A 25,499-nucleotide genomic window follows, 5' to 3' on the forward strand; every position below is an offset into this window, starting at 1 on the left:
AAAAGCCTAAAAATTTATGAAGAAAGAAACGGAAAAAACCGGTATCAATGTATTTTGGTTTCGCCGCGATTTACGCTTAGAGGATAATGCCGGATTTTATCACGCCTTAAAAAGCAAAAGACCAGTTTTGCCGCTATTTATTTTCGATAAAAATATTTTAGATAAGCTCCCTGAAAATGATGCCCGGGTAACTTTTATTTTTCAAACCATAGAAGCACTAAAATCTGAGCTGCAAAAACACAGGTCGGATCTTCTGGTGAAATATGGAACGCCTGAAAAAATATGGCCCGAGATTTTAAAATCATATCATATAGAGACAGTATATACAAATCACGATTATGAGCCATACGGCCGTGAGCGTGATGATAGCATGGCTGAATTTTTGAGCAGTGAAAAGGTCGCTTTTAAAACATTCAAAGATCAGGTCATTTTTGAAAAAACAGAGATATTAAAAGCCGACAATACACCATATACTGTTTTTACGCCATTCTATAAGCAGTGGCATGCCAAGCTAAACGACTTTTATTTAAAACCGTATCCCAATAAAAAATATTTCAAAAATTTACTAAAAACCAAGCACCTGCCGTTACCAGGTCTTAAAGAAATGGGATTCGAACAAAGCAAGCTCGAATTTCCGAAGCTCCTTTACAAATCTAAACTGGCAGATTACGCCCACGATAGAGATTTTCCCGCATTAGATGCGACCAGCCATATTGGTATGCATTTGCGTTTTGGCACCTTGAGTATCAGGAAAGCAGCCCAAGATGCCTTAGATGCAAAGGCAAATGTTTGGCTATCAGAACTGGCGTGGAGAGAATTCTATATGATGATTTTGTGGCACTTCCCTTATGCCGCTAAAGATTCATTTAAAAAGAAATACGATCAGATTAAATGGCGAAATGACGAAAAAGAGTTCAAAGCCTGGTGCGATGGCAATACGGGCTATCCAATTGTAGATGCAGGCATGCGGCAGCTCAATACAACTGGCTGGATGCACAATCGGGTACGCATGGTAGTGGCTAGTTTTTTATCCAAACATCTACTTATCGATTGGCGTTGGGGTGAAAACTACTTTGCAGAAAAATTGCTTGATTATGAAATGGCCAGCAATGTTGGCGGCTGGCAATGGGCCGCGGGATCTGGCAACGATGCTGCGCCTTATTTCAGAGTGTTCAACCCCGAACTACAAACCAAGAAATTCGATCCAAAGTTAGCATACATCAAAAAATGGGTGCCTGAGTTTGGCACAAAAAAATATGCCCAACCAATAGTTGAGCATACATTTGCACGAGAAAGAGTGCTTAAAGTTTTTAAAGAAGCGTTATCTTAATTGGTAACGCTTACAATTTCAATATCGAAATCAAGTATGGCGTTAGCTGGTATTCCGCCATTTCCACCAGTACCGTAAGCATAAGCAGAAGGAATAAACATTCTAAACTTTGTACCTACCTGAAACTTAGGAATCATTATTCCCCAAGCTTGTATAACAGCTTGCAAAGATGTAGTGAAACCTTCTGCATTAGAATCGAACACAGTTCCATCAAGCGTACGCCCAGTGTATTTTACAACAACGGTACTCTCGACACCATTTACAACACCACCTGTGCCTGCATTACTTACAATGTAATAAATTCCGCTAGGGTCTTTGGTCGCAGTTAAATTCTTAGATGTTAAATATGTTGTTATGCGATTATCATCCAGTAATGACTGCTTGGTATAAGGGTAAGTTGTAATAACCAAATCGATAACCTCGTTTGAAGGAATATTGCCAGCGCCATTTCTTCCGAAGGCTAAATGAGACGGCAATAAAACTCTGGCTGTTCCACCAGGTTTCAATGCAAGGGTAGCAGTTCTTATTGCAGGAATATCGTAGGAACCAGAGTTCGTCGATGTTGCAAGCGAAGAATTATAGAAACGATTGGTATAACCAACAAAATTAGAAAGATTACTTACCAAAGGAGACTGAAGATAGGTAGCACCGCTTGTTAACGATTTAACTGTCAGATTGTAGAAGACAGAGTCGGTATTTTTGAAAGTACTGCCTGTACCTGGCGAGGTAACCTGATAGTAAAATCCAGATTTATCCGGATCTTGAATCATGACAGAAGATAGGTTGTTTTTGGAGATAAATGAGGTGATTGTTGCATCATCAATACGCTCTATACTATCATATTCCTTTTTACAAGCACTAAAAATCACTGTAGCCATTACACACAGTGCGAAGCTAAGTTTTGTAAATCTATTCATTGAATTATTGTACGTCTGTAAGTGTAATTGTAAAATCTAGAATTGAATTTGCTGGCAAGGCAGCTCCTTGCGCCGCATTTCCATAACCATAGTATGATGGAATAATTAACCTGATTTTGCCACCTTTCTGAATCTTGGGGATACCGATTTGCCAGCCTACAATTACTTGCCCTAACGCAAAAGAAATGGGTGTTCCTTTGGTGCTATCGAAAATGGCACCATTGAGTAATTTCCCTTCGTAATCTGATGTTATTCTCGTATTGCCTGTATAAGTAACGCTTCCAGACCCAGGCGTGATGATTTGATAAAACACACCAGACGGATCTTTTACAGCTGGAATGTTGTTTGCAACAACAAAAGCACGAATGGCTGCAGTATCTTTCTTATATTGAGGAACCGGATCGTACTCCTCAAAATCTGTACTATCCTTTTTACAAGCAGCAAAGCACCCGGCAATGCAAACCAATAATAATATGTATTTTAATTTTGACATCAACGCAAAAATAAGCTTTTAATACCGTTGCCACAATTTTTAACCAATTTTAACACATTTGAAGAGTCGATGAATGGCCGGCAGAAGTTAAGGAACCTATAACAGGCCGCAACAAATGGGTTAATTGCAAACAAAAAAAGGCTGAGGTTAGAACCGTTACATTCAAACCATCAACCTCTTTAACCCTCAAAATTTAACCTAAAAAATATATTTGTTCGCTTCGATAAGCTTCACGGCAACCCTTTGTCTTGCATTTTTAACATTGAACGGTTCTACCTTAGTAAAACGGCGTAATCCTACAAACATCATGCGCATTTCATCACCTTCAGCAAAAGCCCATAGGGCCTCTTTGCCGGCTTTGGCAACACCATCAACAGCTTCAACCATATAAATTCTTAACAAATCTAGTTGAGTTGAAGCAACATCTTCACCATTTAATGCAACCAGTTTTTCTGTCCTTAATAAGGCCGATTCTAAAACGTAGACGTAGCTAGCCATGTCTGCAATGTTCATTAGAATCTCCTGCTCCTTACTTAAAGTCATCATCAGCTTTTGTACCGCAGCTCCTGCAACCATTAAAGTTGCTTTTTTCAAATTGGCTAAAACTTTCTTCTCTGCCGCAAATAAAGTATTATCTTCTTCTCCAAAATCAGGAATACTCATCAGCTCGGCGGCAACTGCGGTAGCTGGTGTCATGAGATCCAATTCTCCCTTCATGGCACGCTTCAGCATCATGTCTACAGTTAACAGTCGGTTAATTTCATTTGTACCTTCAAAAATCCGATTGATCCGGGCATCGCGGTAAGCACGATCCATTGGCGCATCGGCACTGAAACCCATTCCACCATAAATCTGCACGCCTTCATCAACAGTATAATCTAACACCTCTGATCCCCAAACTTTTAAAATAGCACACTCTACTGCAAATTGCTCTACCGACTTCAAGCGAGCTTTACCAGACTCCATACCATATGCTACTAAAGCATCGTAAGTATCGTCAATATTCTGTCCGGCCCTATAGTTTGCTGCATCCACAGCGTAAATTTTTGCCGCCATTTCTGCGATTTTATAACGGATTGCGCCATACTTAGAAATTGGTCTATCAAACTGAACACGTTCATTAGCATAATTAATGGCTGTATTTAATGTAGCTTTCGATGCGCCAATTGCTGCAGCAGATAGTTTTATCCTCCCGATATTTAAAATGTTCACCGCTATTTTGAAACCATTTTCTCGCTCGCTGAGCATATTCTCTACTGGCACAGGGCAGTCATTAAAGAAAACCTGGCGGGTAGAAGAGCCTTTAATACCCATCTTATGTTCTTCTGGGTTCATGGTAATGCCGCCGAAATCTTTTTCTACTATAAATGCAGTAAGATTTTTATCGTCGTCTATTTTTGCAAAGACAATAAAAACATCAGCAAATCCGCCGTTGGTAATCCACATCTTTTGTCCGTTGATGATATAATGCTTACCATCTTCACTTAACTTGGCCTTGGTTTTACCCGAGTTGGCATCCGATCCGGAGTTAGGCTCGGTTAAACAATAAGCTGCTTTCCATTCACCTGAACCAAGTTTAGGAATGTATTTAGCTTTCTGCTCTTCGTTACCATAATATAAAATGGGTAAGGTACCAATTCCCGTATGCGCAGATAGCGCCACAGCAAAAGAATGGCCTGCACCAACTACATCTGCAACGAGCATTGATGTATTAAAATTCTTACCGAAACCGCCATATTCTTCAGGCACAGAAACACCAAGAATCCCTAATTCACCAGCTTTGGTAAGAAGCGTTGGCATTAATTCGGGGTCTTCCTGTTTATCAATTTTATCTAAGTTTGGATAAACCTCTGCGGCTAAAAAATCGCGACAGGTTTGCGCAATCATTTGCTGCTCCTCATCAAACTCTTCAGGAATAAATACATCCTGGTAAGCGGTTTCTCTAATTAAAAATTCGCCGCCTTTAATTGTTTTCTTGTCAGTTGTTTCCATTGTTTAAGATTTGAGGTTTGAGATTTGAGATTTGAGACAGGTTCAAATACAAGCTCAAACTATATTGTTGAGATTTGAGATAGGTAATTTGAAATAAGGGACAGTTGACTACTCTGATATCTTTTTAAGATTAATTTTGTTATTCAGCATTTGCTGGAAACCATATGTCATTTTTTGCAATTCATCAATTTGTAGAAGTAAAGGTTCAAGAATTTCACTTTTTAACAAGTCGAGCTTATTTGCAATGATTAATTGAGTTTCCAATTCATAAGATGATCCGTTCGAAATACCTAAAAAATTATTGAATTCTTTAGGTGAGTTCCTTCCTGCACCCTCTGCGATATTTGAAGATATTGAAACTACTGCCCTTCTAGATTGACTAGTTAATCCATAACGTTCATCAACGGGATATGTTGAAGTCGCTTTATAAACGTCGACAGCTAAATCAATAGCTTTATTCAATATTTTTAATTCCCTTAAGTTGTTCATAGATTGTTATTTTTTGACTCGTAGTTAGCGGACACCTGATCTCAAATCTCACATCGCATTTCTTAAATCTATAAAAGCTCAAAAATCCCTGCTGCACCTTGCCCTGTACCTACGCACATGGTAACCATTCCATATTTTTTATTTTGTCTCTTTAGTTCATTCATCATTTGCACAGAAAGTTTAGCTCCGGTACAACCCAGCGGGTGGCCGAGTGCTATCGCCCCTCCATTTACATTGATAAGATCAGGGTTTAAATCCAAGGTTCTAATAGTTGCCAAAGATTGCGAAGCGAAGGCCTCGTTCAGCTCAATTAAATCAATCTCATCCTGTTTTAAACCTGCCTGCTTTAGTGCCTTAGGTATCGCTTCAATTGGTCCAATACCCATAATCCTTGGCGGAACACCGGCCACACCATAGCTCACTAACCTGGCAATAGGTTCCGCATTTAGTTCCTTCATCTTCTTTTCAGATACCACCAAAACAAAAGCTGCACCGTCTGAAGTTTGCGAAGAATTTCCAGCCGTAACACTACCAACCGCATCAAAAACAGGCTTCAATTTTGCCAATTTTTCTAAAGTAGTATCTGCACGTGGCCCCTCATCGGTATCCACTATATAAGATCGTGTTTGCTTTTTTAGGTTATCGTCGAGGTAATTTTCATTAATTGTAATAGGCAAAACCCCATCTTTTAAATGACCATTTTTGATCGCATGGATAGCTTTCTCATGCGATTTAAGCGAAAACGCATCCTGGTCTTCCCGACTCACATTATATTCCTTAGCCACCGCCTCTGCCGTTAAACCCATTCCCCAGTACCAATCCGGGTTATTCTTGGCAACCTCCGCATTAGGAACCAACTTCCATCCACCAAAAGGCATCCCACTCATCACTTCCACCCCACCGGCAATAATGCAATCAGCCATCCCAGCCTTAATTTTTGCTACCGCAGTCGCTATAGTATCTAAACCCGAAGCACAATATCGATTTACCGTAACCCCCGGAACCTTGTCTGTATCTAAACCCATCAACGAAATCATCCGGGCAATATTCAAACCCTGCTCTGCCTCCGGAGTAGCGTTACCCACAATCACATCATCTATTTGTTCATTATCTAAATTCGGAACCGATGCAACCAAAGCCCTCACCACTTCTGCAGCCAAATCATCAGCCCTTGTAAAACGAAACACGCCGCGTGGTGCTTTGCCCACCGCTGTACGATATCCTGCTATAATATATGCTTCCATTTTATTTAGTATTTCTTCTGGCCTTAGCCATTCCTATTATTAATTATTTGAAAACGTAACAGCAGTATTTCATCGGCTACACCAGCCCCGCTATTCGTTTCAATCTTTTTTACGTTATTGCAGCACCATCACAACCTTGGTAAAAAGGCAAATTACAGCACCATTATTATCGCATTTGCTTCTAAAAAGTATTTTCACTGCTATCGGGTTTAAGGTCTGCGTTTCCTACAAAAAACCTCCTATTCCCATGTAATGGCAATAAAATCATTATTTTAAAACGTTCCATGCCTAGGAAATGCAGTTTAGTTGGCATTGCAATCACAAGTTGCCTTGCCAAATTTTTCAATTACTGGTTGTTAATTTCGCAAAGGTTTCCCTTTGGTAATGATCGATTGAATTCTTTCCAACGATTTTCTTTCGCCTGCGAGCGATAAAAATGCTTCTCTTTCCAGATCCAATAGATATTGTTCTGTAACTTCCGTTGGGGCCGATAAATCGCCGCCACACATTACGTAACCTAATTTTTCAGAAATCTTTTTATCATGCTCGGAAATAAAGTGCCCCGCATACATGCTGTTTGCACCTGCATATACTATTCCCAAGCCTTGTTTACCGAGTACTTTAATATCGTTACGTTGCACCGGTTTGGTGTAACCGGCCTCCGCAAGTTCTATTGCTTTGGCTTTTGCATCAGCTAATAATCGGTTGCGATTCATCGAAATAGAGAATTTATCTTTCTGAAGGTAGCCTAACTCATAGGCCTCGTATCCCGAAGTAGAAACTTTTGCCATACCAATCGTTAAAAAGCGATCTTTCAATGCATTCTGTACAATCTGATCATCTTTAAACTCGTCGGATGCCCGCAAAGCGAACTCCTTCGTTCCCCCTCCGCCAGGTATTACACCTACACCAAATTCTACCAAACCCATATAGGTTTCTGCAGAAAGCTGAACATGGTCGGCGTGCAAACTAAACTCGCAACCGCCCCCCAAAGTTAAATTATGAGGTGCTACTACTACCGGAATAGAAGAATAGCGAATGCGCATCGAGGTATTTTGAAACATCCTGATTGCCATATTCAATTCTTCCCACTCCTGCTCCACGGCCATCATAAAAATCATCCCAACATTGGCACCGGCAGAAAAATTGGCACCATCATTTCCAATTACCAATCCACGGTAATCTTTCTCGGCCATATCAATGGCCTTGTTTATGCCCGAAATTACATCGCCACCAATGGTGTTCATCTTGGTGTGGAATTCAACATTCAAAATGCCATCCCCTAAATCTATAATAGATACACCTGCGTTTTTCCAAAGTGTTTTGTTTTCGCGGATGTTATCCAGGATGATAAATTCATCAGTTCCTGGCAAAGCTTTATAAGCTTTAGATGGAATGTCGTAATACTTTTTAACGCCGCCTTCAACCTTGTAAAAAGATGTATTTCCGGCATCAAGCATTTCATGCACCCAAGCCGCAGCTTTATTTCCATATTGCTCCATTCCTGCAATTGCATCTTTTACACCAACCGCATCCCACAACTCAAACGGGCCTAATTCCCATCCAAAGCCAGCCCTCATGGCATCATCAATGCGGTATAACTCGTCGGCAATTTCCGGAATCCGATCTGAAACATATTCAAATAATCCAAACGAAGAGTGGCGGAAAAGTTCTCCGGCCTTATCTTTTCCTGTAGCGAAAATCTTCATGCGTTCACGAAGGTTTTCTACAGGCTTTGTCATTTCCAAAGTGGTCGACTTAACTTTCTGCTGAGGCTTATATTCTAACGTTTTTAAATCAAGCGCCAGGATTTCTGTTTTGCCTTCAGCAGTTTTGGTTTTTTTATAAAAACCCTGTTTGGTTTTATCACCCAACCATTTATTTTCTTCCATTTTTTGCACGTATGCAGGAAGCTTAAATAATTCGTGTGCTTTATCATCGGGGCAATTGTCGTAAAGCCCCTTTGCAACTTTTATCATTGTATCCAAACCCACTACATCCGAGGTGCGAAAGGTAGCAGACTTTGGCCTACCCAGTGCCGGGCCTGTGAATTTATCAACTTCCTCAACGGTCAAATCCAATTTATCAACCAAATGAAGCAAAGCCATGATTGAATAAACACCAACCCTATTGGCAATAAACGCTGGGGTATCTTTACACAAAACCGTGGTTTTGCCTAAAAATTTATCACCATAGTCCATCAGAAAATCTACAATCTCTGGCTTAGTGTGTGGCGTAGGGATAATTTCCAACAACTTTAAATAACGCGGCGGATTGAAAAAGTGCGTTCCACAGAAATGCGTTTTAAAATCGTCACTTCTACCCTCGGCCATTAAATGAATCGGAATACCAGAGGTGTTTGAGGTGATTAAAGTTCCTGGCTTGCGGAACTGCTCTACCTGCTCAAAAACTTTTTTCTTGATATCCAGATTCTCTACAACAACTTCAATCACCCAATCATAGCTGGCAATTTTTGCCATATCATCACCGAAGTTACCGGTGCTAATTTTATTTACTACTTTTTTACCATAAACCGGAGATGGATTGGTTTTGATTGCCGTTTGCAATGCCGTGTTAACAATTCTATTTTTAACAACCGGTTGATCGAGATTTAAACCTTTCGCTTGCTCTTCGGCAGTAAGTTCCTTTGGAGCAATATCTAAAAGCAGAACCTCTACACCAATGTTGGCAAAGTGGCAGGCAATACGCGAACCCATAATTCCCGAACCTAGAACAGCAACTTTATTAATGCTTCGTTTCATCAGTATTTGTTTAAATGTTTGTGGTGGCAACACCTATTCTTCCGATAGAGAACAAACAGACCCCACTAAAAAAAATTAATCAACAGTGTAAGCAATGGTTATTTCATTCAATTTTACCAGTAAGCCAATAAATATATCTTTCTCTTTTTTGGTAAAATGTTCATCTAAATACTCGTTAAATTTCCGAACAACCCCCTTAGCCAATTGTTTCTTTTCCTTTCCAAAGTCAGTAAGAAAAACTTTAACAGAGCGTTTGTCTCCCGCAGCCGTTTCGCGGAAGATGAGGTTGGCTTCTTCCATATTATTTAGCATACGAGATAAACTGGTAGCCTTTACACCAAGCAAGCCAGCTAAATTGGAAACAGCGGTGCCTTCTTCATCATTGATATTGATCAGCATGTAACCAATGGCCTGGGTAATTCCAAAACTCGACGCCATTTGATTGTACTTGTTAAACATATTTTGCCAGGCAAACTTCACATGGTAATCTAACGTCTGTTGCTGTTTCATCTTATAATTTATTATGCTTGCATAACAAAGCTAGCGAATGTATTTTGTTATTGCAATAGAAAATTTCAAAAAAATTCAAATAAAAGTTCGCTATTCCTTCCAACCACTTTGGCATAAGTATGCTGGTAAAATAAATAGTTAAGCCTTAATTAATTCGCCTTAAACGATAATTAATTGTTCGAACAGATTAGCTAAAGCGGCCTTACAACCTATTTTAATTTGCAAATTATAAGGTTGCTTAGTGCTAGTAACCAATGGCCTTGTCATCCCCCCGCGGATCTGCCCCACCCTGGTAGGTTCCATAGCTGGTTCTGAGAATCGCATCCACTCGTCCAATAGGTCCGCGGGTTAATATTTTATATCCTTTCGATTGAAGTTTTTTAATTGACAAACTATCGATTGCATCTTTCTCAACATAAACCTCGTCTGGCAGCCATTGGTGGTGAAACTTCTTAGCAGCTACAGCCTGTTGCATCGACATATTAAAATCGACCACGTTTATAATAGTTTGAAAAACAGATGTGATGATAGTAGAACCTCCTGGTGTGCCAACAACCATAAACAGCTTACCATCTTTTTCTACAATGGTAGGTGTCATCGAACTGAGCATTCTTTTATTCGGCGCAATAGCATTTGCTTCTCCACCAACCAAACCATACATATTCGGGGCACCGGGTTTTACCGAAAAGTCGTCCATTTCATTATTTAATAAGAAACCCGCACCTTTAACAGCTACCAAAGCACCATAAGAACCATTTAAGGTTGTGGTAATAGACACTGCATTACCGTCGCGATCAACGATGGAAAAATGCGTTGTCTCTTCGTGTTCAGCGCCCTTTATTTCTCCTGCAAGCACGGCACTACTGGGCGTAGCGGCCGACCAATTAAAGTTAGCCATCCTCTTTTTATTATAGGAAACATCTAACAACTCATTCCTTGGAACTTGGTAAAAATCGGGATCACCCAAGTGTGTAGCACGATCAGCATAGACCCGTCTTTCGGCTTCTACAATTAGCTGAACCGTAGAATCTGCATTGTGCCCCCATTGCTTTAGTGGGTAGGGCGCAACAGATTGTAGGAGCTGCACCAGCGCAATTCCGCCACTAGACGTAGGTGGCATGGTGATAATCTGGTATCCCCGGTAGTTTCCTGTAACGGGTTTTCGCCAGGTCGCATGATAATTATCCAGGTCGTTTTTGGTAATGAGACCATTTCCGCGTTGCATTTCTTTCACAATAGAATCTGCCACGGCTCCACTATAAAAGCCAGCTCTACCTTTATCTCTAATTAGCTTTAAGGTATTTGCAAGTTCCTTTTGCATTAAAATATCATTCTCTTTCCAGGTACTTTCTAAATTTACGAAGGCAGTTCCGTTGGGATTAAACTCCATAAATTTTCTATGTAGCCCGTTCAATTCACTAGCCTGGCGCTTAGTAATTTTAAATCCATTTTCGGCAAGATCGATTGCTGGTTGTAATACCTGTTGCCAAGATACCTTGCCATACTTTTGGTGTGCTTGCACCATTCCATCTACCGATCCGGGAACGCCAGCAGCTAAATGACCGTAAAGGCTTTTATCTACAATAGGGTTACCTGCGGCATCCAGATACATGTCGCGACTCGCAGAGGCGGCTGCCTTCTCGCGGAAATCAAGTGCATTTATTTCGCCTTTCGCGGAGCGATAAACCATGAAACCGCCACCACCAATATTGCCCGCATTAGGATAAACAACTGCTAATGCAAATTGAACTGCAACCGCGGCATCAATGGCATTTCCACCCTTTTTTAAGATCGCTATCCCTACTTCCGACGCCTCAGGATGCGCCGTAACCACCATACCATTTTTAAATTCACCGCTATTGTTTTTCCCTAGTTGCCCAGTAACACAGCCTGCAAACAAAACAGTAGTTGCAATAAACAGGAATGACAGTTTAGCTAACAGGTTTGTAATTTTCGGCATCTTTATAGATTTTTTCGATTATTGTATTATTTTTCTCTGTAATAATTTTTCGCTTCAAGCTCAGCTTCGGTGTAAGTTCACCCCCATTTATACTCCACTCTTTTGGCAAGAGCGCAAACCTTTTCACTTGTTCCCACTTACCAAAACCCACGTTTGCTGCTTCAATCACTTCGTTAAATTTGGTTAAAACCTGCTCATTTTTAATAACTTCTTCATTAGAAACAAATGTTATTCCCTTACGCTCGGCCCATGTTTTTAATGTTTCAAAATTTGGAACTATTAAGGCAGACGGGAATTTCCTGTTTTCGCCAAGCACCATAATTTGTTCAATAAAGATAGATTCTTTGTATTTATTCTCTAGTATTTGCGGCGCAACATACTTTCCACCTGCAGTTTTGAACATTTCTTTCTTACGATCGGTAATTTTTAAAAACCTGCCATCAACCAGTTCTCCAATATCGCCCGTGTGAAACCATCCATCTGCATCTATTGCTTCATTGGTTAAATCAGGTCTGTTGTAATAACCTTTCATTACTTGATGGCCCCTTGTTAACACCTCTCCATCTGAAGCGATTTTAACCTCTACGCCTTTTATCACCTCGCCAACGGTGCCAAACATTGTTCCTCCAAAATGATTAACTGTAATTACCGGAGAAGTCTCAGTTAAACCATAGCCTTCAAAAACAGGCATCCCGGCGGCCCAAAAAATACGAGCCAATCGAGGGTTAAGCGCTGCGCCGCCTGATACGATAACAATAATCTCGCCGCCCAGTGCCTCTTGCCATTTTTTGAAAACAAGCTTTCTGGCTAAGTTAAGCTTAAAATTGTACCATCCGCCTGCGTTTATTGTATACTTTTCTGCAAGTGCAACAGACCAAAAGAAAATCCCCTTCTTGATACCGGTTAAAGATTTTCCCTTTTCCATTATCTTATCATAAACTTTTTCTAATAAGCGGGGCACAGTAGAGAAAGCATTTGGTTTTACATGCTGTATATCAGCCACAATGGTTTCCATACTTTCTGCATAATAAACTGCAGTGTGATTAAATAAATAGAGGTAAATAATCATTCGCTCGAAGATGTGCGATAAAGGAAGAAAACTGAGCCCCTTATTTACTCCTTCTGGCATCACAACGGCAGAATGAACAAAGTTTGCAACTAAATTATTGTGCGTAAGCATAACCCCTTTCGGGGTGCCTGTGGTACCTGAAGTGTATATGAGCGTTAAAATATCATCGCCGTTTACTTGTTTCCGATACTCATCTAAATTAATGTCTGCAGAATTCGCACCTGCATCCATCAAAATTCGCCAATTGTTTACGCCGTCTATGGCATCGAAACTATATATTTTTATATCAGGATTAACTGCAACCGCACATGGGTTTAGCTTTTTATACAGTTCTTCATCGGCAACAAAAATTACAGAAACATCTGCGTCTTTTAAAATGAATTGAATATCGTTTTCTGCTAAGGTGGGGTACAACGGAATCTGGTAGGCCCCAATTTGGTTTATAGCAAAATCTGCAATGTTCCACTCCGGCCGGTTATGAGACATCACCGCAACGCGACTACCTTTGTGTACACCCTGTTTAATTAATCCCTTGCTTAGTTCATCTACTGCACGGCAGAAATCGGCTGTAGAATAATTAATCCATTTTCCATTTACTTTACCGCTTATAAATTCTTGTTTAGGTTGCGCTAAACTATAATTCAAAAGATCGAAAACGCGTTTTATTTCTGCAGCCATATCTTTGTAATATTTGGTTAAGTTAAAAAATCAAACACAAAAAAGAGGTTAATCTTATTGGTTTTTTAGCAAAACATTCCTGAAAAATTAGCATTAGGTTGTATTAGTTACCCTTCAAGAAATTTGAAATAAACTTAGCAATTACAAAATTACTATGCAAGCATTGTTTTTTATTGTGATTGATATTTCCTTGAAAAACATAAACGGCATTAAAGTTGTTAGGCAGATATTACTATAGAAAACATAAATTTTAAAGAAGTATTATGAAAAAGTTATTTACAATTTTAGGCTTTATTGCCTTATTTGCCTTCACAACGGAAACAGTTAAAGCCCAAAATTATAAAACAGGCTTAGGTTTAGGAATTGATTTTGGTGACGGAGCCACATTAGTAGGGCCTTCCATCAGACATCATTTTAGCTCGAAAGCAGCAATACAAGGTGATGTTTTGTTTGGTGGAAATTCAACCATTATCCAAGGATTTTTACAGTATAATTCTGCAATCCCTGGCGCTAAAGGTTTAGATTGGTATTTAGGTGGCGGACCATCTGTACAATTGTACGATGGTGGATCTAGTTTTTATCTTGTACCAATGGTTGGTTTAGATTACAAATTTAGTGGAGCACCATTAGCTTTGGCTTTAGACTGGAGACCACGCCTATACATTGGCGATAATAACAGCGATTTTAACGCCGGACGATTTGGCTTAGGTTTTAGATACACCTTCTAGACAAAATTAAAACGTAAAAAAAACACCCGCCAGATTTCATCCTGGCGGGTGTTTTTTTTAAGGCTTGTTTTTGGTTACTTACCCGTCCATTTGGCAAATACTGTTTTCTGTGCTGGTGTAGCATTTTCATTAATCGTTGCCTTTAAGCGAACATTTGGATTTTCTTTCAGCGTTAAAGAAATTTCTTTTTCCAATCCATCGCGTTTGATTTTCAACTTCAATACATCACCAATATTCTTCTTATTTACAACTGGAAGTGTCTCTAGCGAAAGCATTGGACTTCTTAATTTGATGGTGGCAAGGGCATCCCCTACGGTAACATCATCTAGCGTAATAATTTCATCATTAACATTAAGTCCGGCAACCCAGGCAGCAGAATTACGGGCTATTGAAGTTACACTTATGGTACCTGCATTGGTTAACTGGCCACTTGCGCCACTTACAGGCTTACCCGGAGTAGCATTTTCTGCAGATACCGTTACGCCGGCATAACCAAAATATTTCTCATACTCGGCATCATCTACTCCATTAACATATTTCTCCCAAAACTTGGTAAAACTTATGCCAGCTACCTTCTCTACCATGGCCTTAAATTCTGCATCTGTATAGCCTCGTTTCAAGGTTTTGCATTGCAGGTACATGGCTTTCATCACATCATCTAAACTTTTCTGGCCTTTTGTAGCATTTATAATCTCCAAATCCATTAATAGACCAATCACTTCACCTTTGTTGTAATAAGAAATTGAATTGTTTCTGGAATTTTCGTTAGGGCGATAACCGATGATCCAGGCGTCGTAGCTGGAAGATGCGGCAGACTGATACTTTGCACCCGGGGTATTTAGCACCGTACCTACACCACCTGCAAGATCACTTACAAACTCTTCTGCAGATGTGAAGCCAGCCCGGTGCATGTACTTATTTTCGTAATAAGAAGTAAAACCTTCAGCAACCCATAAATTAGTAGTGTAGTTTTCATTGTCATAATCGAATGGACCCAAAGCTACAGGGCGCAAACGTTTAACATTCCAAAGGTGATGATATTCATGTGCAACGAGGGCTAAAAACCCTTTGTAACCTGCCTCGGTGTTATATGCGTTTCTTGATGCGCCAAGTGTAGTAGAGTTAAGGTGCTCTAAGCCGCCGCCGCCTCTTAAAAAGTTATGAACAATGAATACATAATGTTTATTGGGATTTTCGCCATAAACCTTTGTTGGTTCTTCAACAACCTTGGCCATGTCTACTTTAAGTTTCTCTTTATCGTAGTTGCCTCCGCCGTACATGGCCACCTCATGGCGAACGCCTGCCGCCATAAACTCGAATACATCTTGATTACCAACTTCAATTGGGCTATCATATAAAATATCAAAATCTGGAGCTTTATAGGTAAACTGAGCGCCTGATACAGGCTCTAGTCCGGTTGAGACTTTACTCCACGATGCGTGAGGAATAATTTTAACAGTGCTTGGAGATTTAATCATTCCATCTGGATGCATAAAAATTCCAGTTGGCGATAAAAATGCATGTGATACATCAATAAATGGTGTACGTACTGAAATATCGAACGCATACACACGGTAATTCACTTGAATATTTGCCGCCTTTGCAGAAAATATCCGCCAGGTATTTTTACGAACTTTCTCTACCTTAACCGCTTTGCCTGCTGCAGTAGCTTTAAACTCTTCAACACTTTTTTCAAATTCTCTGATCAAATAAGAACCAGGTGTCCATACTGGCATTTTAACATCAACATAATCTTTCACCAAGCCAGAAATATTCATCTGTACTTCTGCATAATGCGCTTGAGGCTCTTTAAAAGAAACTTCGAAGCCAATTTTTACCTGCGCCTTCGCTGCCATAATAAACGTTAGTAATACAACTAAACCTAAAATTGATTTTTTATTAAACATATTTACATGTGATTTGCCACAAATTTATATTTATTGATCAGGTTTTCGAATTAAATACTGGAAATTTAGCTTGCGGTATGCTAAAATAATAGGTAATGGTGATTGTGTAAACACATTAAGCATACATTTGGGCTTCTCAAAAATCACTTATTTACAGATTAATGCCGTGCCTCGCCGTTTCAAAAGCACTTTGAGCGCAGGCAGCGTTGGTGCCAGTAGATAAGTAACATCCTTAATACAACGAAATTAGGACTAAACTATTTAGATATTTTTACGCTCTATTACTGAATGTTGAAAAATCTGCATTCCAAAAACACACGACAAATCGAAATATGAAGAAAAGGTATATTTTCTATGCTATTCTGGCCTTGGGCTTAGCTTACTGGATTTATTACAGAATTAGCAACAATAACAAAATTGAAGGCAAAAGCGCCGGTGGCGGTGGACAGGCTAAGGGTGGTAAAGGCGGAGGTGCAGGCGCTCCATTGGTGGTAGATGGTATTATTGTTAAGCCAGTTTCTTTCGATAACGACCTGGAAGTTACCGGTGCTGTAGATGCTAATGAATCAGTAGTATTAAAAAGCGAAATTTCTGGACTTGTAACAGGCATTTATTTTAAAGAAGGAACTAATGTGAGCAAAGGAAGCGTATTGGTAAAGGTAAATGATAGAGATATTCAGGCCCAACTGCAGGAAGCATTAACCAAACAAAAACTTTCTGGCACTAACGAAAATAGGGCCAGACAGTTGCTGGAGAAAGGCGCCATAAGCCAGGAAGAATACGATACGTCGCTGGCAGATCTTAAATCATTTCAGGCACAGTCGCAGTTAATTAGGGCACAGTTGGCAAAGGCAACTATCAGGGCCCCTTTTTCCGGCCGCATTGGTTTACGTAGCATTTCAGCGGGAACATACCTAACTCCAGCTACGGTTATTGCCAACCTGGTGAGCACTAATCCTGTTAAAATTACATTTTCTGTACCCGAAAAATATGCAGGGCAAATTAAAATGGGCTCTTCAATTGGCTTCACTACCGATGGATCGTCAAAAGAATATACCGGCAAAGTGTACGCCATTGAGCCAGGGATAAATGCTGCAACCAGGACGTTGCAAATTAGGGCACTTGCCCCAAATGCAAACAACGAACTTCTACCAGGATCTTTCGCTAAAATAAAATTAGCATTGAATACGATGGAAAATGCAATACTAATTCCAAACCAAGCCATTGTACCCGTTCTAAAGGGGAAAATTGTGTATATCCAAAAAAATGGAAAAGCACAGGAGGTTAAAGTAGAAGCTGGTACCCGAACCGATGAGGATATCGTAATTACCTCTGGATTAAAAGCTGGCGATACAGTGCTAACCACAGGCGCTATGGCATTAAAGAAAGACGCTCCTGTTAAAGTTAAACTGGTTAAGCAATAATTATGAGTATCTCCACAACGAGTATAAAACGACCCGTTCTAGCCATCGTGATGAATTTGCTAATTGTCCTTTTCGGGATTATTGGCTATACATTTCTTGGTGTTAGGGAATATCCCTCTATCGACCCCACAGTTGTTTCGGTAAGGACATCTTATCCGGGGGCGAACTCTGATATTATTGAATCGCAAATTACAGAGCCTTTAGAAAAATCCATAAATTCTATCGATGGGATAAGAAATATATCTTCATCAAGTAACCAGGGTACCAGTAATATTACCATCGAATTTAACCTCGATAAAGACATTGAAGAGGCAGCGAACGATGTTCGCGACAAGGTATCGCAAGCGGCCAGAACGCTACCAAAAGATATTGATGGATTGCCTACGGTAAGCAAGGCTGATGCAAATTCCGATGCCATCCTTTCAATGACGATCCAAAGTGACAAAAGAAATACCTTGGAATTGAGTGATTTTGCAGAAAACGTAATTGCAGATCGAATTCAAACCATCCCAGGGGTAAGTAGTGTACAAATTCAAGGGCAACGCAAATATTCCATGCGGATCTGGATGGACCCTAACAAACTAAGTGCTTATGGGTTAACCTCGCAAGATATTGTTACAGCATTAGATAATGAGAACGTAGAGCTGCCATCTGGAAAAATTACCGGCGCTACAACAGAGCTTACAGTTAAAACCCTCGGGAAGCTAACTAATGAAGAACAATTCAATAACCTTATCTTAAAATCTGATAGCAACCAGGTTATTAAACTCAAAGATATAGGCTATGCGGTACTGGGATCGGAAAATGAGGAAACGGTACTAAGAGAATCTGGGCGACCGATGGTTGCAGTTGCCATTATACCGCAGCCAGGTGCAAATTACCTTGATATCAGCAACGAATTTTATAATCGGTTTGATAAGTTGAAGGCCGACATGCCAGATGATATCAAACTAAATGTATCATTGGATAATACCCAATTCATTAAGCGTTCGGTAACAGAAGTTGCAGAAACCATTGGCTTGTCTCTTGTACTGGTAATTTTAATTATCTATCTCTTCTTCAGGGACTGGGCAATTGCATTTCGCCCGCTAATTGATATTCCGGTATCGCTGGTTTTCACCTTCTTTATTATGTACGTTTTTGGCTTTTCCATTAATGTTTTAAGCTTGCTAGCCATTGTGTTGGCAACTGGTTTGGTTGTAGATGATGGAATTGTAGTAACTGAAAATATCTTTAAAAAGGTTGAAGAAGGCATGTCGCCATTTGAAGCGGCAATTAAAGGATCAAATGAAATCTTTTTTGCAGTAATTTCAATCTCTATCACACTGGCTGCTGTGTTCTTACCCGTAATCTTTTTAGAAGGCTTTGTGGGGAGGTTGTTCCGGGAATTTGGTATTGTAATTGGTGCGGCCGTATTAATTTCGGCATTTGTTTCCCTTACGTTAACGCCCATGCTTAATGCCTACTTAATGAAAGCAGGCGGACATAAGCCATCTAAATTCTACAACTGGACAGAACCTTATTTCATCAAACTAAATGATGCTTATGCATCAAATCTCGACAAATTTCTAACCAAGCGCTGGCTCTCAATACCAATTATTGTTATCTGTGTGGGATTAATTTTTATGTTTTGGAAGGTTTTACCCAAAGAAACTGCACCTTATGATGATAGAAGTGCGATCAACATCAATGCAACCTTACCAGAAGGAACTTCTTTTACGACCACAGATCAGTTTATCATGAAATTGAATCAACTGGTAATAGATTCGGTACCAGAGAAGAATGTGAATATTACCATCACTTCACCAGGCTTTGGTGGTGCCGGCTCTACCAATTCGGGTTTTGTTAGGATGGGTTTAATCAATCCTGAAGATCGTGAGCGATCACAAAAAGAGATTGCCGATATGCTTACGCGTATCACGAAGAAATATACTGAAGGCAAGGTTATTGTAAATCAGCAGCCTACGATTTCAGTTGGAAGAAGAGGTGGTTTACCCATCAGCTACATCATACAGGCGCAAAATTTTGAAAAGTTAAGGGAAAAAGTGCCACTTTTTATGGATGAGGTAGCTAAGAACCCCATATTTACGGTTTCTGATGTAAATTTAAAATTCAACAAGCCGGAGATAAATTTAACAATAGATCGAGATAAAGCCAAAGATTTAGGTGTATCGATCTCTGCAATTGCACAAACTTTAAACTTGGGATTGAGTGGTCAGCGTTTCTCTTACTTTTTTATGAATGGAAAACAATACCAGGTGATTGGCCAGTTTGATAAGAGTGATAGAAAAGATCCCTTAGATTTAAGCTCTGTTTATGTTAGAAGTGATAAAGGCCAGTTGGTGCAGCTAGACAATTTGGTTTCAGCTAAAGAAGAAAGTAGCCCGCCTCAGCTATATAGAAACAATCGTTTTATTTCTGCTACGGTTTCTGCCGGGCTTGCGCCAGGCAAAAGTATAGGCGAAGGTATCGATGCAATGGACGCCATTTCCAAAAAGGTTTTAGATGAAACTTTCTCTACAGATTTAAGTGGTGAGTCTAGAGATTTCAAGGAAAGTTCATCAAATACTGTCTTTGCATTCGGGTTAGCATTGTTGTTGGTTTATTTGATTTTAGCGGCTCAGTTCGAAAGCTTCAAAGACCCCGTTATTATTATTTTAACTGTGCCCATGGCCGTGGCAGGTGCATTTTTATCACTTTGGCTTTGTGGGCAAAGTTGGAACATTTTTAGCCAGATCGGCACAATTATGCTTATTGGTTTGGTTACTAAAAATGGAATTTTAATCGTAGAGTTTGCAAACCAGCTTAAAGAAAAGGGAATTGCAATTCCCGAGGCCATAAGAGAAGCATCGGTTTCTCGTTTACGCCCAATTTTAATGACTAGTTTGGCCATTGCCATTGGCGCACTACCCATTGCCCTGGCTTTAGGTGCTGCAGCAAAGAGTAGAATGAGTATGGGAACCGTAATTGTAGGCGGAACACTATTCTCACTCATCCTTACATTATTTGTAATCCCTGCGATTTATTCTTACTGGGCAAAACCTTACAAACCAAACAAACAATTAAAAGACGCCCATCGCTTTGAACAAGAAGCTTTACATAATGAAGAATAAGATGAGCAAGTATATAAAATTGATTTTCTTGTTGATGTGCCTAACCACGGTTGGTGTTGCACAAGAAAAATTAACACTAAAAGATGCAATCAGCATTGCCTTAGAAAACAACTACGATATAAAAATAAGTAGAAATGATTTGGCTATTGCAGCAAATAACAATAATATTGGAAATGCAGGGATGTTGCCAAACGTTGCAGCGAACTATAGCAATGGCGGCAGCAGGCAAAATACCCGTCAAACGCCAGCTACCGGACCCGACCGTGTAATTACTGGTGCCAAAAGTACAAACAACAGTTATGGTGCAGATTTAAATTGGACCGTTTTTGATGGATTTACCATGTTTGCCAACTACAATAGGCTTAAGGAATTAGAAAAGCAGGGCGAGGTAAACACCCGCCTTACCGTTCTTAATACAATTTCGAATGTGATATCTGCCTATTACGACGTTGTAAGGCAACAGCAATTATTGGTAGCCGCAGATAGTGCAATAGATGTTTCTGTATTGCGTACCAATATTGCAAAAACAAAACTACAGTTAGGAAGAGGTGCTAAGTTAGATGTGTTAACAGCACAGGTAGATTACAATACGGATACCTCTAACTACCTGCAAATTAAAAATGCGCTGCAAGTGGCGAAAGTGCGCCTCAATCAATTAATGGTTAGAGACATCAGCACAGATTTTACAGTCGCAGATAAAATTGATGTAGATACCGGAATTTTGTTTACAAAGCAAGCAGAAATGGCAGCACTCCAGAATCCCAATGTACAGAATGCTTTTATTAATCAAAAAATCGCAGCGCTGAATCTAAAGGCTATTCGCGGAGCCCGTTACCCGTCAATTAGTCTAAATTCGGGCTATAGCAGGGCTCAAAGTACAAGTCCAACGGGCTTTAACCAACAATTTGCGGCAAATGGACTTACATATGGAGTTACTGCATCTTTAAATTTATTTAATGGCTTTTTGCAGCGCCAAAATGAACGCAACGCAAAGATTGAAATTGAAACCTCAAAGCTTGATCTAGATAGAACAAAGCTCGATGTAAATACCCAGTTATTATCAGCTTACCAAAACTACACTACTTACCTGGATTTAATTAAGCTAGAACAACGCAATGTTGATATTGCCAAAGAAAGTTTGGATATTACCCTTACAAAGTACAGGCTTGGAAGCATTGCACCATTGGAATTGCGAGAAGCACAACGCAATGCCATCGATGCACAAAACAGATTTATTGAGATGCAGTTTCAAGCAAAGTTAGCAGAGACTACTTTAAAGGAAATTAGTGGAAATATAGATTTATCCAATTAATTTTTATATTTAAACTCATGATACTTGTTGCAGATAGTGGCTCATCAAAAACAGATTGGATGGGCTATATTGATGGTAAGACCATTAAATTTGATACGCCAGGAATTAACCCTTATTTTTTAAGTGAGGAAGAGATTTCGAAATTGGTTGCCAGAAATGAAACTATGATGCTGTATGCAGATAAGGTAAAAGAAATTTATTTTTTCGGTGCCGGTTGCTCTTCTCCAGATAAGCATGAGGTAGTTTCCAATGGCCTATCTGCTATTTTCAAAAATGCTTTTATCTCTGTTGATCATGATTTACTAGGATCTGTTTATGCTACTTGCGGTAATGCAGAAGGTTTAAACTGTATTTTAGGTACTGGCTCTAACATTTGTTATTTCGATGGAAAAAAGATTCATGATGGCCACCATGGCTTGGGCTATGTTTTAGGCGATGAAGGTTCTGGAACATTTTTCGGAAAGAAGATTCTGTTGTCATTTCTTTACAAAAAAATGCCTGCCGATTTATCTGCCGAATTTAAAAAGGCATTTCCATTAGAAAAGGAACAAATTATCACCAACGTTTATCAAAAACCGTTTCCAAATATCTATCTGGCCAGCTTTAGCAGATTTATGGCTAGCCACAAAGACCATCCATTTATATTGGAGATTTTAAGATCGGGTTTCCAGGAATTTGTAAACACGAATATTAAAGACTATCCTAAGTACACGCAGGTTCCTTGCCATTTTGTGGGTTCTATTGCTTATTATTATCAAGATGTATTGAAATCGGTTTTAGTAAAAAATGGTATTGAACCTGGGAAAATTTTACAAAAGCCGATACAGGAGCTGTTTAATTTTATTATCCAAAAGGAAGGGATTGCACCGCAACTTGGAGGCGTGAATTGAATATGAATTTACGGTTAAAATATTTTTAAGAATTTAAACATAACAAGTTACTTTTTGTTATAATTTTAACGGTAAATAAATTTCCACATACATATGAAGAGAATATTGGTAGTAGATGATGACATTGAGGTTTTAGAGACCATACAGTTAATATTGGAAATCGGAGGGTTTAAAGTGTCTGCACTTAATGATGGCGAAGAGGTTTTTAATCGAATTGAAAATTTCAATCCTGATCTGATCCTTCTAGATATCTCTTTAGGACATATTGATGGGCGTGTATTGTGTGAGCAACTCAAATCGATCGAGAGCACTTCAAAAATTCCAATTCTTCTGATTTCTGGATTGTATGACCCAAAAGATTTCACCACATTAAATTACGGACAGGATGATTTCTTATCTAAACCTTTTCAGATGGATATACTCTTAAAAAAGATTACCAAAATTTTGTCACTTGAGGAAGATCAGCGAAGTTTCTTGCTAAACTAAGCCTTAACAATATCGCAATAGAAGCCAAAAAAAGTAATGTTTTTTGGCTTTTTTGTTTTTGCGAAAACCAGTCTTACCAATAGCAAGCAATCCTTATTAGTAGGAATTGAAAACTATGCTGTCATTTTGGCAAATAACATGCTTTGGAACAAGGCTTGTGATGTGTAATTCAGATTAAACAATTTAATTACATATGAGCATACAAGAAAAAGGAAACATTTCCATCCACACAGAGAATATTTTCCCTATAATTAAGAAGTTTTTATATTCTGATAATGAAATCTTCCTTCGGGAACTTGTTTCAAATGCGGTAGATGCAGTTCAGAAAATTAAAAGACTAGGTTCGCTGGGTCAGTTTAATGGAGAAGTAGGACAGCCCCTAGTTAAAGTTGCAGTCGATAAAGATGCAAAAACCATTACCATAAGTGATAATGGTTTGGGAATGACCTCCGAAGAAATCAAAAAATACATCAACCAGGTTGCATTTTCTGGCGCAAGTGAGTTTGTTGAAAAGTTTAAAGACGCAAAAGATGCAAATGAGATCATTGGTAAGTTTGGTTTAGGTTTTTATTCTGCCTTTATGGTTGCAGATTTAGTAGAAATTCAGACTTTGTCTTATCAGGATGGCGCTGCACCTGCACGCTGGGTTTGCGATGGTAGTACAGAATTTGAGATTACTGAAGGCAATAAAACCACGCGTGGTACAGATATTATCTTGCATGTAAATAAAGATTCGGAAGAGTTTTTAGCTGAATCCAAGCTGCAGGAAATCTTAGATAAATATGCTAAATTTTTGCCTGTGCCTATCCAGTTCGGAACAAAAACTGAGTCGGTAGAAGATGGCGAAGATGAAGAGGGTAAGAAAAAGTATAAAGATGTTACTGTAGACAACATTATCAACACTACTAATCCAATCTGGACAAAAGCTCCTGCAGATTTGTCAGATGAAGATTACCTTAATTTTTATAGAGAGCTCTACCCATTTAGCGAAGAACCGCTCTTCTGGATCCATCTTAATGTAGATTATCCTTTTAATTTAACAGGCGTTTTGTATTTCCCTAAGTTGAAAAACGATTTTGAAATGCAACGCAATAAAATTAAGCTCTATTCGCGTCAGGTATTTATTACTGATGAGGTTAAAGATATTGTACCAGAGTTCTTAATGTTATTACATGGCGTAATCGATTCTCCAGATATTCCATTAAATGTATCACGTAGTTTCTTGCAAGCCGATAGTAATGTTAAAAAGATAAACAACTACATTACTAAAAAAGTTGCCGATAAGCTGGCAGAGCTATTTGCCAAAGACCGTAAATCTTTCGAAGATAAATGGAAAGACATTGGCTTATTCGTAAAATACGGAATGATTAGTGAAGAGAAGTTTTATGATAAGGCTAAAGATTTTGCGTTAGTAGGCAATACTAAAAATGAATTATTCACGCTAAATGAATACAAAGAAAAGGTAGCTCCTTTGCAAACCGATAAGAATGGAACAGTAGTTTATTTATATGCTAACGATGCTGCAAAGCAAGATGCATTTATCCAGTCGGCAAATAAAAAAGATTACGATGTATTGGTGCTGGATTCGCCTATAGATAACCACTTCATCAATCAACTAGAGCAAAAACTCGAAAAAACATCTATTAAACGTGTCGATTCGAGTGTTGCTGATAAATTGATTGACAAAGATGAGGTAAATGAGCATGTATTGAGTGAAGATCAGGTGAAAGAAGTTACTTCTATTTTCGAGAAAGCAATTACAAAACCAGGGATGCAGGTTGAAGTTGTAGCCTTGAATCCTGATGAGTTGCCTGTTACCATTACCATGGATGAATTTATGCGTCGCATGAAAGATATGGCTGCTATGGGTGGCGGAATGGGTTTTTATGGGCAAATGCCAGATAGCTATAAAGTAGCTATAAATGGAAACCACAAACTTGTGAGTAAGATTTTACAGACTAGTGGCGATGAACAGGAAAACCTTGCGAAACAAGCAGTAGATTTAGCTTTACTAGCCCAAGGTATGCTAACTGGTGCAGAGCTTACTGCTTTCGTAAGCAGAAGTGTGGCTCTGATTTAGTTAGATTAACATATTAGTTGATAAAAGGAGAAGCTTAGGTTTCTCCTTTTTTTTTTGGGACAAAAAAAAGTCCGGAAATCAATCAGGACTTTAATTTTTCAGAATTTTTCGGGAA

Annotated in this window: 18 protein-coding genes; 8 read left to right on the forward strand and 10 right to left on the reverse strand. The window is 39.2% G+C overall.

The window, feature by feature from the left end:
• Window positions 1-16 precede the first annotated feature (16 nt).
• Window positions 17-1,330, forward strand: a complete 1,314-nt coding sequence (locus tag OQ268_RS01770) for a cryptochrome/photolyase family protein (protein ID WP_265854342.1) — start codon at window positions 17-19, stop codon at window positions 1,328-1,330.
• Here the strand turns inward: OQ268_RS01770 and OQ268_RS01775 are convergent.
• The 9 genes from OQ268_RS01775 to OQ268_RS01815 form a co-directional block, all read right to left on the reverse strand.
• Window positions 1,327-2,247: an FKBP-type peptidyl-prolyl cis-trans isomerase gene (locus tag OQ268_RS01775; protein ID WP_265854343.1), complete on the reverse strand. Its 921-nt coding sequence runs from the start codon at window positions 2,245-2,247 to the stop codon at window positions 1,327-1,329. The genes OQ268_RS01770 and OQ268_RS01775 overlap by 4 nt on opposite strands.
• A 4-nt stretch (window positions 2,248-2,251) precedes the next feature.
• On the reverse strand, window positions 2,252-2,740 hold the full coding sequence (locus OQ268_RS01780; RefSeq protein WP_265854344.1) for an FKBP-type peptidyl-prolyl cis-trans isomerase: 489 nt from the start codon (window positions 2,738-2,740) through the stop codon (window positions 2,252-2,254).
• A 198-nt stretch (window positions 2,741-2,938) separates the two neighbouring features.
• Window positions 2,939-4,732, reverse strand: a complete 1,794-nt coding sequence (locus OQ268_RS01785) for an acyl-CoA dehydrogenase family protein (RefSeq protein ID WP_265854345.1) — start codon at window positions 4,730-4,732, stop codon at window positions 2,939-2,941.
• Window positions 4,733-4,840: 108 nt separating this feature from the next.
• Window positions 4,841-5,221: a four helix bundle protein gene (locus tag OQ268_RS01790; protein ID WP_265854346.1), complete on the reverse strand. Its 381-nt coding sequence runs from the start codon at window positions 5,219-5,221 to the stop codon at window positions 4,841-4,843.
• Window positions 5,222-5,289: 68 nt separating this feature from the next.
• Window positions 5,290-6,465, reverse strand: a complete 1,176-nt coding sequence (locus OQ268_RS01795) for an acetyl-CoA C-acyltransferase (RefSeq protein ID WP_265854347.1) — start codon at window positions 6,463-6,465, stop codon at window positions 5,290-5,292.
• A gap of 356 nt (window positions 6,466-6,821) precedes the next feature.
• Complete coding sequence (locus OQ268_RS01800; protein WP_265854348.1) at window positions 6,822-9,227, reverse strand: 3-hydroxyacyl-CoA dehydrogenase/enoyl-CoA hydratase family protein; 2,406 nt, start codon at window positions 9,225-9,227, stop codon at window positions 6,822-6,824.
• A gap of 75 nt (window positions 9,228-9,302) precedes the next feature.
• A complete protein-coding gene (locus OQ268_RS01805; RefSeq protein WP_265854349.1) occupies window positions 9,303-9,737 on the reverse strand; it encodes a MarR family winged helix-turn-helix transcriptional regulator in 435 nt (144 codons plus the stop codon).
• A 244-nt stretch (window positions 9,738-9,981) separates the two neighbouring features.
• Entirely contained in the window at window positions 9,982-11,697 is a 1,716-nt protein-coding gene (ggt, locus tag OQ268_RS01810) for a gamma-glutamyltransferase (RefSeq protein WP_265854350.1), read from the reverse strand.
• Entirely contained in the window at window positions 11,669-13,444 is a 1,776-nt protein-coding gene (locus tag OQ268_RS01815; protein ID WP_265854351.1) for an AMP-dependent synthetase/ligase, read from the reverse strand. Before OQ268_RS01815 ends, ggt begins: the two co-directional genes overlap by 29 nt.
• Before the next feature lie 263 nt (window positions 13,445-13,707).
• On the opposite strand from OQ268_RS01815, the gene OQ268_RS01820 reads away from it, so the two are divergent.
• Window positions 13,708-14,172, forward strand: coding sequence for a hypothetical protein (locus OQ268_RS01820; protein WP_265854352.1), 465 nt, complete (start codon window positions 13,708-13,710; stop codon window positions 14,170-14,172).
• A 74-nt stretch (window positions 14,173-14,246) separates the two neighbouring features.
• Here OQ268_RS01820 and OQ268_RS01825 read toward each other — a convergent pair whose 3' ends face one another.
• Window positions 14,247-16,079: a M61 family metallopeptidase gene (locus OQ268_RS01825; protein WP_265854353.1), complete on the reverse strand. Its 1,833-nt coding sequence runs from the start codon at window positions 16,077-16,079 to the stop codon at window positions 14,247-14,249.
• A 332-nt stretch (window positions 16,080-16,411) separates the two neighbouring features.
• On the opposite strand from OQ268_RS01825, the gene OQ268_RS01830 reads away from it, so the two are divergent.
• The 6 genes from OQ268_RS01830 (at window position 16,412) to htpG (ending at window position 25,384) form a co-directional block, all read left to right on the forward strand.
• A complete protein-coding gene (locus OQ268_RS01830; RefSeq protein WP_265854354.1) occupies window positions 16,412-17,503 on the forward strand; it encodes an efflux RND transporter periplasmic adaptor subunit in 1,092 nt (363 codons plus the stop codon).
• Window positions 17,504-17,505: 2 nt separating this feature from the next.
• Window positions 17,506-20,616, forward strand: a complete 3,111-nt coding sequence (locus OQ268_RS01835) for an efflux RND transporter permease subunit (RefSeq protein WP_265854355.1) — start codon at window positions 17,506-17,508, stop codon at window positions 20,614-20,616.
• Between the two features lies 1 nt (window position 20,617).
• A complete protein-coding gene (locus OQ268_RS01840; protein ID WP_265854356.1) occupies window positions 20,618-21,928 on the forward strand; it encodes a TolC family protein in 1,311 nt (436 codons plus the stop codon).
• 17 nt (window positions 21,929-21,945) lie between these two features.
• On the forward strand, window positions 21,946-22,818 hold the full coding sequence (locus OQ268_RS01845; RefSeq protein WP_265854357.1) for an N-acetylglucosamine kinase: 873 nt from the start codon (window positions 21,946-21,948) through the stop codon (window positions 22,816-22,818).
• 93 nt (window positions 22,819-22,911) lie between these two features.
• Complete coding sequence (locus tag OQ268_RS01850; RefSeq protein WP_265854358.1) at window positions 22,912-23,304, forward strand: response regulator; 393 nt, start codon at window positions 22,912-22,914, stop codon at window positions 23,302-23,304.
• Between the two features lie 193 nt (window positions 23,305-23,497).
• Complete coding sequence (htpG, locus tag OQ268_RS01855) at window positions 23,498-25,384, forward strand: molecular chaperone HtpG (RefSeq protein WP_265854359.1); 1,887 nt, start codon at window positions 23,498-23,500, stop codon at window positions 25,382-25,384.
• The last annotated feature ends 115 nt before the right edge of the window (window positions 25,385-25,499 follow it).

Source organism: Pedobacter sandarakinus (genome assembly GCF_026240095.1).
Classification (GTDB): domain Bacteria; phylum Bacteroidota; class Bacteroidia; order Sphingobacteriales; family Sphingobacteriaceae; genus Pedobacter; species Pedobacter sandarakinus.